Origin of the sequence: Saccharopolyspora rhizosphaerae (assembly GCF_003931915.1) — a bacterium.
Taxonomy (GTDB): Bacteria; Actinomycetota; Actinomycetes; order Mycobacteriales; family Pseudonocardiaceae; genus Saccharopolyspora; species Saccharopolyspora rhizosphaerae.
This window is the reverse complement of the sequence record NZ_RSAA01000001.1, coordinates 44283-56434: the sequence shown is the minus strand read 5'-3', so window position 1 is coordinate 56434 and position 12152 is coordinate 44283. Positions and strand designations below refer to the sequence as shown.

The window sequence follows — 12152 nt, the reverse complement described above, 5'->3', positions numbered from 1 at the left end:
GATCACGCCGCGAGGGCCGGTTCCAGCTCTCCGGTCACCGGGTTGCGCCGGGCATCGAACAAGTACCCGACCCAGAAGCCGATGACTCCGGCACCAACGACCGCCAATGTTCCGACAGCACGCACCATGGGAGATTTCCTCTTCTCAGCGGCGCCCGATCCCCTGGACCCGGCTGCTTGCCTCACTCATCGCGGGAAATGATGAATCCGCCGGGTGGCAGCGCCGTTGCAAGAACGATAACCGGCTGTGAAATGACCGACCACGCCACCCCCCGGAAAGGCGTGCTCACAGTGCGTCATGGCGTCCGGCGCCAACGGAGTAGCCGAAGCCCGTTGGGGCACAGCCGCGCACGACCACCATGAGCTGCTCGCACGCACGAGATCGCGCTGCGGGTCTCCTTCGTTACCCGGTGGAACCACTCCCGGGAATGCGGACACGTCAATTCCGCATTCGGAAGTCACCCGCTCGGGCAACTGAGTGCGAGCGCCTTTCGGAATTCACGCTCGGGAACTCACCGCATCGCCCGCGAGAAGATCACGAAGAACGCTCTCGAGAAGGACGGGAGCGTCGCCGGGCCTCCACCCGCTGCCCGGACTCCTGCAAGCCGGAGCACGCCTCCCAGTGGCCGCAGATCTCCGCCGGGTTCACCCACGGCGCGTTCGGTGGCGACGCGAGGGCGACGCCAGGCGTTCGCCGGTGCCCGCGCGGCGCCGAACGTGCTGCGGTGCTGCGAACACCACCCGATCGAACGAGGGCGGAAGTCAGATGTTGATCGCCGCGAGGCCGCGCTCGTCCCGGGTGACCTCCGGCCACGGCTTGCGCGCCTCCGCGAGGAGGCGGCCGGTGATCTCGGTGATCTCCTCAGCCGCCTCGGCCATCGCCGCGACGTCCTCGGCGTGCTCGGCCGGGTCCAGGCCGGCGCGGCGCAGCAGCGGGGTGACGTCGCGCAGGGTCCGCGCCAGCCAGCCCAGCGGGTCGGCGGAGAGTTCGGCGTCGAAAACGCGCTGGCCGGGCTCACCGTCGGACATCTCCGGGTGCCAGTGCATCCGGTCGGCCGCGTGCGGCTCGGATTCGAGCAGGTCGAAGCGGCTGATACCGCGGCTGAGCCACGTCGCGCGGGACGCGTAGATCGAACCCGCTTCGGCGGACTCGGACAGACCGCGCAGTTCGAGGCGGACACCGCGCTCGCGCGCGCCCGGTTCGCCGGCCCGGGCGGGATCGAGGAAGTCGACGCCTTCGACGGTCACGGCGAGCTTGCGAAAGCAGTAGATCCGGTACACCCCTCGCACACAAGCACAAGGCCACCCACCACGACAAGGCGGACATCGGCGTTCCGCAGCGGTCGGCTCCCGCTCGGGAGGTGGGCCCGCCGCGCCCGTGCGCTCACCGCCGGCTCCTAGGCTGGTCCGGGTGAGCACACCCGAGGAGTTCCGCGAGCCGATCCCCGGCGACACCGCCGACCTGGGCAGCCGCCCGCCGTTGCACGACGCCTGCGCGCCGCTGCGCGAGCTCGTCGGGGTGTGGCGCGGCGAGGGCGAGGTGGACTACCCGACCATCGACGGGCCGTTCCGCTTCGGCCAGCAGGTGACGGTCTCCCACGACGGCCGGCCGTTCCTGCGCCACCAGGCGCGGGCCTGGCTGCTCGACGCCAAAGGCGCGGTGCTGCGCCCGGCGGCCTGGGAAACGGGCTTCTGGCGTCCGGGCACCGAGGGCCGGGTCGAACTGCTGCTGACCCACGCCACGGGACTGGTGGACCTGTTCCACGGTTCGGCGCAACCCGGTCGCTGGGAACTGGAGACCGACGCGGTGCTGGGTACCCCCACCGCCAAGCAGGTGGAGGCCGCCCGCCGCACCTACGCGCTGAGCGAGGACCTCCTCGACTACGCCGAGAGCCGGGCGATGGTCGGCCAACCGATGACCCCGCACGTCTCCGCCCGCCTCCGGCGCGTCCCGTCCGGCGGCCGCCAGGACACCCCCTGATCGCGTGCTGGTGGACCTCCGGGCGTGGTGCCCTGAGCGGCCCGCGCTCCGACCTGGCGGGACACCCCCAGTTCGACCGCCGACGTGGAGGAGCAGCTGGGGTTGAGAGGACGTCTCGTGTCCGCGGCGTGGGTCGCGGACCCGCTGCGGCGCAACGACTCCGACTGGTCATCGGTGACGGTCAGGAGTCCGTCGCTGTGCGCGGGGGCTGCCGGCGGTGGCTGCGGCGTGGGGTCGCATCGCAGCACGCGTGAGCGATCGGCGGTCTGGTCCACACCGGGAATGGCTCCAGGTGGCGGACCTCGGTGTACGTGCTGGTCACTGCCCGCCGGTGCGGGCCGGCGCGTCGCGGGGTCGCCTGGAACGCGAAGAACCCCGCACTGGTGATCAGTGCGGGGTTCCCCGTCGGCGGGCCGTGTGACCGGCTCTTCGAAGTGGAACGACCTACCTCAGCGGGCAGGTCGTTCCGGTGTTGTGTGAGACGCCGTGTTCAGATGACGCGGACGTCGGCCGCCTGCGGGCCCTTCGGGCCCTGGCTGACCTCGTAGCTCACCTTCTGGTCCTCATCGAGGCTGCGGAAACCGCGGGCGTCGATGGCCGAGTAGTGGACGAAGACGTCCGGGCCACCGTCGTCCGGGGCGATGAAGCCGAAGCCCTTTTCCGAGTTGAACCACTTCACGGTTCCCTGTGCCATGCTTGCTCTCTCCTTCTGGGAGCCGGTACTACATCAGCCCGTCACACTGCGTGACGACCTGGGTCGCGGATCGAACGGCGACTTGTCCAGCTACAACCAGAAAGCAGCACGCTCGCATCACCATCCTGCGAGTGTGCGCGAACACGACCCCAGAAAAATACGACCACCACGAACACTACACGGTCCCTCGTGGACACGTCTGCAACTGTCGCCCTGGTTCGTGGTGACCGGCGTCACATTTCTCCGCGGCCTGCTGAAGATCAGGACGAGCTGGTTCCACAAGCCGGTGGATCTTGTCCACACCTCGACTCCCGGTGAGACGGATTCACGGTCCGGAGCAGAGCGCACACGGTCCACAACCTGCCCGGGGACCGGGCTTCCACGTCCGGCCAGTCCCGAAACCACTCCGGCGGGCACCACGGAACCGACGGGGGGAGCCGGCCAAGGCGGGCGACCTCTCCCCTGGTTCGCGAGACCGCTACCGACCTCGACCACCGAGCCCCGGCGCGCCTGACGATCACGACGCCGACGCCTCGACCACCTCGGCGAGCTGGAGGACCACCACGGCCGAGGGCCGAGACCTACCGGTCCCTGCGGGCTCCGCGGCGGCGCGCGCCGATCACTGGAAGCGGGACGGATCCCCTGCTCCGACGCGGACGACCTCGGGTTCGTCGGTGGAGAAGTCGATGACGGTGGTCGGTTCCACGCCGCAGTCGCCGGAGTCGATGACCGCGTCGAGGACGTGGTCGAGCTCGTCCTTGATCTGCCAGCCCTGCGTCATCGGCTCCTCCTCGCCGGGCAGCAGCAGGGTGCTCGACAGGATCGGTTCCCCCAACTCCCGCAGCAGCGCCTGGGCGACGTTGTGGGCGGGGATGCGCACGCCGACGGTCTTCTTCTTGGGGTGCAGCAGCCGGCGCGGGACCTCCTTGGTGGCGGGGAGGATGAAGGTGTAGCTGCCCGGCGTGGAGGCCTTGATCGCGCGGAACACCGCGTTGTTGATGATCACGAAGTGGCCGAGCTGCGCGAAGCTCTCGCAGACCAGCGTGAAGTGGTGCCGGTCGTCGAGGTGGCGGATCGAACGGATCCGGTCCATGCCCTCCTTGTTGCCCAGCTGCGCGCCGAGGGCGAAGCACGAGTCCGTGGGGTAGGCGATCAGTCCGCCGTCCCGGAGGATCTCCACCACCTGGCCGATCGAGCGCGGCTGCGGGTTGTCCGGATGCACGTCGAAGTACTTCGCCATGCGGTCAGCATAGGAGTCCCATCACGGTTGCGTAGCGCATGCGAACCGGGCGAGTCGGACTATGGACATCACCGGTTCGCCCCCGCATCCTGTTGCCCCTGGGACGTGACCTCGGTCGCTCCCGACATGAGAAAACGGGCCGAAAGGGCGAAGCATGAGCCGGGCGACGCGGCCTGAGCGCGAACGACTTCCCGACGAGACCACCACCGAAGCCGGTGACATCGTTGCGGCGCACGACGAGGAGAAGCCGGCGCGCCGGCTCTCCCGCGGGCCGGACGTGCTGGTGTACCTGGTGGCCCTCGCGGTCGCGCTGCTGGTGCTGCGGCAGGTCTTCTTCCCGCTGACCAAGGGCAACCAGTTCTACCTGGTCATCTTCCTGGGATGCACGCTGCCGCTGGTGTTCCTGTGCTACCGCCCCGGCGGCAGGCGTGGATCCGGTGGGCGCGACGATCCCGCCTGGTACGACTGGGTGCTCTCGGCGTTGACGCTGCTGGTGGGCTTCTACCCGGTGCTGCCGTTCGCCTCGGGCGGTTTCGACGCGTTCCTCGACCGGCAGGGAAGCCTGTCCACCCTGGACATCGTGGCCGGGGCGTTGCTGTTGTTGCTGGTGCTGGAGGCGACCCGGCGCACCACCGGCTGGATCCTCCCGGTGATCTGCCTGGCCTTCGTCGCTTTCGCCTACTACGGCGGTTTCCTGCCCCAGAACTGGGGAATCTCGCACGCCGGAGTGGACTTCAGCCAGATCATCAACGCGCTCTACAACGACGCCAGCGGGTTCTACGGCACTCCCCTGGACGTCGCGGCCAGCTACATCGTGCTGTTCACGCTCTACGGAGCAGTTCTGTCGGCCTCCGGTGCCGGACAGTTCTTCGTGGACTTCTCCTTCGCCGCGTTCAAGCGCTCGCGCACCGCGCCGGGGCGCACCGCGGTGCTGTCGGGTTTCCTGCTGGGCACGGTCTCCGGTTCCGGCACGGCGACGGCGGTGAGCCTGGGTTCCATCACCTGGCCGATCCTGCGGCGCGCGGGGTATCCGCAGGAGAACGCCGGTGGCCTGCTGGCGGCCTCGGGCATCGGGGCGATCCTGTCGCCGCCGACGTTGGGCGCGGCGGCGTTCATCATCGCCGAGTACCTGCAGACCTCGTACCTGACGGTGCTGATCTGGGCGTGCGTGCCGACGCTGCTGTACTACCTGGGCATCGTGTTCTCGGTGGAGGCCGACGCACGGCGCTTCGGCGCCAAGGCGGTGGACCTCGAGCACGGCAGCGCCTGGAAGTTGTTGCTGCGGGGCGGTTATCACTTCCTCTCGCTGGCGATCATCGTGGTGTTCCTGGCGATGAACATCCCGCCGTTCGCCGCCGTCGTCTACGCCACGGGCGTGGCGGCGCTGTTCTCGCTGGTCTCCAGCCTCGTGCGGTCCACCGACGGACCGGGCCAGGCGGTGCTGGGCTGGGCGCGCAGCATGGTGGACGCGCTGTCGATCGGTGTGCGCGGGGCTCTCCCGGTCATCGCGGTGTGCGCGGCGGCGGGGATCATCACCTCGACGATCACCAAGACCGGGTTGGGCCAGGAGCTGGCCGACGCGCTGGTGCAGGCCGCCAGCGCGATCTCGCAGGACCCGACCGCGGTCCTGGTGCTCACGGTGGTGTTCTCGGCGCTGGCCGTCGGCGTGCTCGGCTTGGCGGTGCCGGTGACCGCGTCGTTCATCATCGCCTGGGTGGTCATCGGACCAGCGCTGGGCGAGCTCGGTGTGGCCGACGCCGAGCGGGCGATGTTCATCTTCTACTACGCGGTTCTCTCCGAGGTCACCCCGCCGACGGCGCTGGCGGCGGTGGCAGCTGCGGCCATCACCGGCGGCCGGGTGATCAGCACGATGATGCAGGCCTGGAAGTACACGCTCCCGGCGTTCCTGGTGCCGATCGCGTTCGTGCTGACCGACAACGGTGCCGCCCTGCTGCTGCAGACCGACGCGCTGACGGTGGTGTGGGTCCTGGCGGCCTCGGTCATCGCGGTGGGTGCGTTGAGCGTGGTCACCGGTGGTTGGTTCTTCGGCCCGGTGTCGACGCCGGTGCGGGTGCTGTTCGCACCCGGCGCGCTGTGCCTGCTCTACCTCGAGCCCCCGGTGGTGGCCGTGGGGCTCGGCTTCTGCGTGCTGGGCGTGGCCGCCCAGCTGATGTTCCGCCGCAAGGCACAGTTCAAGGAGGAACTCACTGATGCGGATTAAGGCATTGCTGGCGACCGCGGCCGCCGCGGCGCTGGTGCTCACCGGCTGCGGCGGCAAGCAGGTGCAGGAGGTGCCTGCCGAGCAGGCCGCGTCCTGCGAGGCCGGTGACGGGCGGTTGACCATCGCCACGGGCAACACCGGTGGTGTCTACTACGTGCTCGGCGGCGGTTTGGCGCAGGTGGTCAGCCAGAACACCGGGTTGCGCGCCACGGCGGCCGAAACGGGTGCCTCGGTGCAGAACATCCAACAGCTGGTCGCCGGGGACTACGACATCGCCTTCACCCTGGCCGACACGGCTGCCGACGCGGTGGCCGGCAAGGAGGCCTTCGACGGTGAGAAGCAGTCGATCCAGGCGCTGAGCCGCATCTACCCGAACTCCACGCACGTGGTGGTCAAGGCCGATTCGGGCATCAACAGCATCGCGGACATGCGTGGCAAGCGGATCTCGACGGGCTCGCCGAAGTCGGGCACCGAGGTCATCGCGAACCGGTTGCTGCAGTCGGCGGGGCTGGACCCCAACACCGACATCCAGGCTCAGCGGCTGGCGCTGGGCAAGTCGGTGGACGGGATGAAGTCGGGCACGATCGACGGCCTGTTCTGGTCGGGAGGTCTGCCGACCCCGCAGATCACGGACCTGACCACGACGCTGGGCGGTGCGGTGAAGTTCATCGACATCACCCCGCAGCTGCCGGAGCTGAACAAGATCAGCTCCGTCTACGAGCAGGGCACGATCCCGGCGGCGACCTACGGTCTGCCGGCTGACGTGCCGACGGTGCAGGTGCCGAACCTGCTGGTGGTGCGGGACGACTTCCCGGCCAACAACGCGTGCGCGGTGACGAAGCTGCTCTTCGACAAGAAGGCCGACCTGGAGGCCGTGCACCCCTCGGCCAAGCAGATCAACCGCGACGAGGCGACCAAGACCGACCCGGTGCCGCTGCACCCGGGCGCCCAGCAGGCCCTCACCGGCTGACCGCGTGGTGGGGAGTTCCGACTGGAACTCCCCACCACGCGGCGCTCCCGGGCTGTGTCGGCAGTGCTCAACCGTTGGTGATCGGGAGGTCTCAGCTCGACCCTCCCGATCCCCGGCGGGCGCCACCGAGCCGGGGCCGCTCGTCCAGCTGGACCCGGAGGTTCAGCCGCAGGGGTGAGCATGTCCGCCAGGGCCTGCTTCTCGGCGGCGGTGACGCTCAGGTCGTCACTGCTCTTCACGGTGGTCCAGTCGGTGGAGTAGCTGCACCACTGGGCTTGGGAGGCGGGCTTCCAGCTCGACGGGTCCTGGTCGCTCTCGCTGCGGTTGGAGCGGGAGTCCACCGCCACCAGCTGCGGCAGGCTCACGTCGTTGGCGAACTGCTGGCGCTTCGCATCGTCCCACGCGTGCGCGCCGCTGCGCCAGGCGTTGGCCAGCGGGACCGCGAGGTCGACGTCGACGTCCTCGGCACTGCTGATCCGCTCGCCGGTGTAGACGCTGGTCCACGACCCGGCGGTGACCTCGCACGCGTCGTTGGACCTGATGCCCGCGCCGTCGCGGGCCAGCACGGCTTCGCGCGTGCTGCAGTTCTTCCCGGCGGACAGCTGCGGGGTCCAGTGCTTGAACCTCTCCCCCGAGCATCCGGTCATCGACCCCGCCGGTGCGACCTCGAGCTGCGCGAGCTGGTCGTCGGCCGGGCCGGTGTCGGCGCTGACTTCCGAGTCGAGCAACCCTGCGTCCTCGAGCAGACCCGACTCGAACACGAGCCCCACCCCGCCGAGCAAGATCACGGCGAGACCGCCATCCACACCGGTTGCCTGGTGACCGACACCCGACTTCCCCTCCTCGACACCGCGTTCGGCCGATTCGACCACGGCGATCACGGCGTCGGGCGGGTGGTGTGGGCCGACTGACGATCACCCGCCACGACCGAGGTTCGCCGCGGCACGTAGCGGGGCGTGTAGCGCACCAGCAGCCCGGCACCGAGGAACCCGAGCACGCCCATGCCGGCCCCGGCGAGCCCTACACCGGCCAGGGCGGTGAGGCCGGAGGTGATCAGCGGACCGACCGCCTGCCCGAAGTCGCCCGTGAAGCGCCAGGCGCCGAGGAACGGTGCGGGGCCGGGGTGCGGCGCGAGGTCGGCGCCGAGGGTCATCAGGATGCCGCTGCTGGTGCCGTTGGCGAGGCCGAGCAGCAACGCCACGGCGGCGAAGGTGGGCACGTCGGTGACGACGAACAGCAGCGCGTGTCCGACGCCCAGCCCGGTCATCGACGGCACCGCCGCCCACAACCGCCCCCACCGGTCCATGATCTGCCCGGATGTGTAGGACAGCGCGAAGTCGACGCCGCCGGCGATGCCGATGACCAGCGCGGTGGTCGAGGCGGGCAGTCCGGCGGCCACGGCGACCAGCGGCAGCACGACGTTGCGGGATGCCCGCAGCCCGCCGAGCAGTGCTGCGCAGGAACCCATCCGCAGCAGCACTCCTCGGTGCCGGCTCATCGTGGACAGCAGTCCGTGGTGGGCTTCGCGGTGGGCGGGTTCGTCGGCGCCGCTGAGGTCGCGGGTGCACATCAGCAGCACCAGCGTGGCCACCGCGAAACCGACGTGGACGAGGAACACCGACTTCTCCTCGGGGCTGAGCACCAGCACCAGCGAGGAGACGAACGGTCCGATGAAGTAGCCGGCGCGGAACAGCCCGCCGAGGACGCTCAGCGCCCGGGCGCGGTAGCGCAGCGGGACGCTGGTGGTGATGAACGCGTGCCTGGCCAGGGCGAAGACGGCGGTGGCCACGCCGACGAGGAACACGCACGCACCGAGCACCCACGGGTTGGTCGAGGCGTAGCAGCCGAGCAGCCCGGCGATCGAGACCAGCGAGGCGGCGATCATCGCGGTGCGTTCGCCGAGCCGGTGCACGAGCGCGCCGCTGGGCAGGTCGCCGATGAGCTCACCGACCATGATCATGGCCGCGATGAGGCCGAGCGCGCCGAGGCCGGCGCCCTGGTGGGCGGCGATGAGCGGGATCATCGGCAGGATCGCGCCCTCGCCGGTGGCGAAGAGCAGGGTGGGGCCGAAGGCCGCGAGGGCAACGGTCCTGAGCTCGAACGGCCGCTCCTGTTCGGTCACTCTCCGTTGACTCCTCATCGCGACATCGGCTCGACCACTGGTTGCCGGACCAGCCTGGCACGCCGGACACCGGCGCCGGAACCGGCTCCGGCGGCGAAACCCCCTCGCGCTGGGTGAAGTTGGTGACGCCCGGTCCACTTAGCGAGCGTACGATCATCATCTTGACCACCCTGATTCCGCGCCGCAGGATGAGTGGATCCAGCACCCCTCAACGGCGAGGTGACGATGTCCGCTCTGCCCGGCAGCGGCATGACGATCAGCGACCAGCTCGCGCGCCATGCCCGCAAGGTTCCCGACGAGATCGCGCTGCGGCATGGAGAGGTCTCCCGCAGCTACGCCGAGTTCGACGAGCGCGTCACGCGCCTGGCCAACGCCCTCCGCGAGCGCGGCCTGGGCGTGGGCGACCGGTTCGCGGTCGCGACCCTGAACCACCTGGAAACCATCGAGGCCTTCGTGGCCGGTGCGCGGATCGGCGCGATCTGCGTGCCGGTGAACTTCCGGCTGGTCGCCGACGAGATCGCCTACCACTTCAACGACAGCGGGTCGAGCGCGGTGATCACCGACTCGTACCTGGCCGATGCGGTGGCCAAAGCCCGAGAGCAGGCTCCGGGCACCAAGTTCGCGCTGGTCATCGGCGGTGGCGACGCGGGAGCGGACTCGGTGGAGTTCGAGCAGGCGCTGGCGGCGGCCTCACCCGAGCACGACGAGGTCGACGTCGACCTCTCCTCCCCCGCCTTCATCATGTACACCTCGGGCACGACCGGTCGCCCGAAGGGCGCGGTGCTGACCCACCACAACCTGCTGATGCACACCTTCAGCCTGCTGGTGCACAACGGCGTCTCCGAGGACGACCGGGTGTACCTGGTGGGAGTGCCGTTGTTCCACATCGCCGGGGTCTCGGGGATGATGGGCCCGCTGCTGCGCGGTGGCCGGATCGTGCTGTCCTCGTCGGGCCAGTTCGACCCGCGCGAGACGGTGGCGATGCTGGCGCGGGAACGCATCTCGGGCTGCTTCTTCGTGCCCGCCCAGTGGCAGGCGATCTGCTCGCTGCCCGACATCGGCGACTACGACCTCTCGGCGCTTCGGCGGATCAGCTGGGGCGCGGCGCCGGCGTCGACGAGCCTGCTGCGCCAGATCATGGACACCTTCCCGCAGGCCGAGCTGAGCACCGTCTTCGGACAGACCGAGTGCAGCCCGGTGACCACGGCGCTGCGAGCCGAGGACGCGCTGCGCAAGATCGGCTCGGTGGGCACGCCGATGATCAACGTCGAGGTGCGCATCGTCGACGACGAGATGAACGACGTCCCGCAGGGCGAGGTCGGCGAGATCGTCTACCGGGGCCCGACGGTGATGCGGGAGTACTGGAACAAGCCGGAGGAAACAGCGGAGGCCTTCCGCGGCGGGTGGTTCCACTCGGGCGACCTGGTCCGCCAGGACGCCGACGGCTACATCTACGTGGTCGACCGCAAGAAGGACATGATCATCTCCGGTGGCGAGAACATCTACTGCGCCGAGGTCGAGGAGGCGCTGTCCGGGCACCCCAAGGTCGGCGAGGTGGCGCTCATCGGCGTCCCGGACGAGCGCTGGGGCGAGACGCCGCTGGCCGTCATCGCACCGCGCGACCCCGCGGACCCGCCGACCGAGGAGGAGATCGAGACCTGGTGCCGCGCACGGCTGGCGAGCTACAAGCGCCCTCGGCAGGTCCGCCTGGTCGAACAGCTCCCCCGCAACCCCAGCGGCAAGGTCCTCAAGACGACCTTGCGCAAGGAGTTCCGCGACTAGGAACTGCTCTGCTCAGCTGCGCCGGTGGCAGACCCCGAGCGGCTCGCGCCGCGCCTGGTGCGTCCGAAGACGCGGCCACAGGTGTCATCTGAGCGGGGGTGGCGGACTCCTCGCGCGACATGTCCGCCCTCTCGCACGGGTGTTGCCGCGGCTCAGGGCCTGCGGCGGCGCGAGCTGAGACCTGGACCGACAACGTCCACACCTGAACACGGCGGCCCCGCCCGCTTGTCCGCGCAGGTCGCTGGATCGCGGCTGCGCTGCAGCGGTCCTCGACCCCCTTCCTAGGAGGAAGCACCCACGTGAGCGAGAAGCCCAATCCTTTCGACCTGACCGGGCACGTCGCGCTGGTCACCGGCGGCAACTCCGGGATCGGCCTGGCGATGGCCGACGCGCTGGCCGCGGCCGGTGCGTCGGTGTGCATCTGGGGCACCAACGGCGAGCGCAACGAGACCGCGGCACGTGAGCTGGACGAGCACGGCGGGAAGGTCCTCGCGGTGCGCTGCGACGTCGGTGATGAGCAGCAGGTCGAGGACGCGATGGCGCAGACGGTCGAGCACTTCGGGCGGCTGGACTCCTGCTTCGCCAACGCCGGGATCGGCGGGGTGGGGAGCCGTTTCGTCGAGACCGACCTCAGCGAGTTCCGGCGGGTCACCCGGGTCGACCTGGACGGCGCGTTCCTGACCTTGCGGGCGGCGGCGCGCCAGATGCTGGCCCAGGGCGAGGGCGGCAGCCTCGTGGGCACGTCGAGCCTGGCGGCCCGGCAGGGCCAGCCGCGCGGGCAGGCCTACGCGGCGAGCAAGGGCGCGCTGGTGTCGATGATCAAGTCCATCGCGATCGAGCTGGCGCGCCACGGCATCCGCGCCAACGCGGTGCTGCCGGGCTGGGTCAGCACACCGCTGGCGGATCCGATGCTGGACTCGGAAGCGTTCCACCGCAAAGTGCTGCCGCGGGTGCCGGCCGGCCGTTGGGGCGAGCCCGACGACTTCGGTTCGCTGGCGGTCTACTTGGCCAGCCCGGCGAGCTCGTACCACACGGCGGACGCCATCACGGTCGACGGCGGATACGTGAACTTCTGATCCGCTCAGGTCCCCGGCGGGAGGTCCTGAGCGGCGCCGCGTGTCCGCTCTTCGAGCATGTCGACAC

General features: G+C 70.0%; 10 protein-coding genes and 1 pseudogene. 5 read left to right on the top strand and 6 right to left on the bottom strand.

Translation table 11 applies throughout. From position 1 onward, the window contains the following. Window positions 1–2: 2 nt before the first annotated feature. Window positions 3–128 carry a hypothetical protein gene (locus tag EIL87_RS27625; RefSeq protein ID WP_267898780.1) on the bottom strand — a complete coding sequence of 42 codons (126 nt, stop codon included), beginning with the start codon at window positions 126–128 and terminating at the stop codon, window positions 3–5. Window positions 129–761: 633 nt separating this feature from the next. Further along, the gene (locus tag EIL87_RS00285; protein WP_148101508.1) at window positions 762–1289 is read right to left on the bottom strand and encodes a hypothetical protein; all 528 of its coding nucleotides are present in this window, start codon (window positions 1287–1289) and stop codon (window positions 762–764) included. Between the two features lie 121 nt (window positions 1290–1410). Between EIL87_RS00285 and EIL87_RS00280 the strand changes: the two genes are divergently transcribed. Continuing rightward, window positions 1411–1980, top strand: a complete 570-nt coding sequence (locus EIL87_RS00280; protein ID WP_233575888.1) for an FABP family protein — start codon at window positions 1411–1413, stop codon at window positions 1978–1980. Window positions 1981–2470: 490 nt separating this feature from the next. Here the strand turns inward: EIL87_RS00280 and EIL87_RS00275 are convergent, their stop codons facing one another. Both EIL87_RS00275 and EIL87_RS00270 read right to left on the bottom strand, forming a co-directional pair. After that, the gene (locus EIL87_RS00275; RefSeq protein ID WP_125088080.1) at window positions 2471–2674 is read right to left on the bottom strand and encodes a cold-shock protein; all 204 of its coding nucleotides are present in this window, start codon (window positions 2672–2674) and stop codon (window positions 2471–2473) included. Window positions 2675–3293: 619 nt separating this feature from the next. Next, entirely contained in the window at window positions 3294–3914 is a 621-nt protein-coding gene (locus EIL87_RS00270) for an L-threonylcarbamoyladenylate synthase (protein ID WP_125088079.1), read from the bottom strand. A gap of 154 nt (window positions 3915–4068) precedes the next feature. On the opposite strand from EIL87_RS00270, the gene EIL87_RS00265 reads away from it, so the two are divergent. Together EIL87_RS00265 and EIL87_RS00260 are read left to right on the top strand one after the other, a co-directional pair. Beyond that, complete coding sequence (locus tag EIL87_RS00265; RefSeq protein WP_125088078.1) at window positions 4069–6135, top strand: TRAP transporter permease; 2067 nt, start codon at window positions 4069–4071, stop codon at window positions 6133–6135. Beyond that, window positions 6125–7105, top strand: coding sequence for a TAXI family TRAP transporter solute-binding subunit (locus EIL87_RS00260; RefSeq protein ID WP_125088077.1), 981 nt, complete (start codon window positions 6125–6127; stop codon window positions 7103–7105). The genes EIL87_RS00265 and EIL87_RS00260 overlap by 11 nt, the downstream gene beginning before the upstream one ends. A gap of 194 nt (window positions 7106–7299) precedes the next feature. Here the strand turns inward: EIL87_RS00260 and EIL87_RS27780 are convergent. After that, a pseudogene (locus tag EIL87_RS27780) lies at window positions 7300–7752 on the bottom strand (HNH endonuclease); the annotation flags it as partial. A 230-nt stretch (window positions 7753–7982) separates the two neighbouring features. Beyond that, a complete protein-coding gene (locus tag EIL87_RS00250) occupies window positions 7983–9227 on the bottom strand; it encodes an MFS transporter (protein WP_125088076.1) in 1245 nt (414 codons plus the stop codon). Between the two features lie 192 nt (window positions 9228–9419). Here EIL87_RS00250 and EIL87_RS00245 point away from each other — a divergent pair, with 192 nt between their 5' ends. Next, window positions 9420–11009, top strand: coding sequence for a long-chain-fatty-acid--CoA ligase (locus tag EIL87_RS00245; protein ID WP_233575886.1), 1590 nt, complete (start codon window positions 9420–9422; stop codon window positions 11007–11009). Window positions 11010–11308: 299 nt separating this feature from the next. Beyond that, window positions 11309–12085 (top strand): SDR family NAD(P)-dependent oxidoreductase, encoded by a 777-nt coding sequence (locus EIL87_RS00240; RefSeq protein ID WP_125088075.1) that lies wholly within the window; start codon window positions 11309–11311, stop codon window positions 12083–12085. The last annotated feature ends 67 nt before the right edge of the window (window positions 12086–12152 follow it).

What these genes read in the sequence shown, in the direction of transcription:
- EIL87_RS27625 (WP_267898780.1), bottom strand. Translation starts at nt 128, where the DNA reads ATGGTGCGTGCTGTCGGAACATTGGCGGTCGTTGGTGCCGGAGTCATC.
- EIL87_RS00275 (WP_125088080.1), bottom strand. Translation starts at nt 2,674, where the DNA reads ATGGCACAGGGAACCGTGAAGTGGTTCAACTCGGAAAAGGGCTTCGGC.
- EIL87_RS00260 (WP_125088077.1), top strand. Translation starts at nt 6,125, where the DNA reads ATGCGGATTAAGGCATTGCTGGCGACCGCGGCCGCCGCGGCGCTGGTG.
- EIL87_RS00270 (WP_125088079.1), bottom strand. Translation starts at nt 3,914, where the DNA reads ATGGCGAAGTACTTCGACGTGCATCCGGACAACCCGCAGCCGCGCTCG.
- EIL87_RS00265 (WP_125088078.1), top strand. Translation starts at nt 4,069, where the DNA reads ATGAGCCGGGCGACGCGGCCTGAGCGCGAACGACTTCCCGACGAGACC.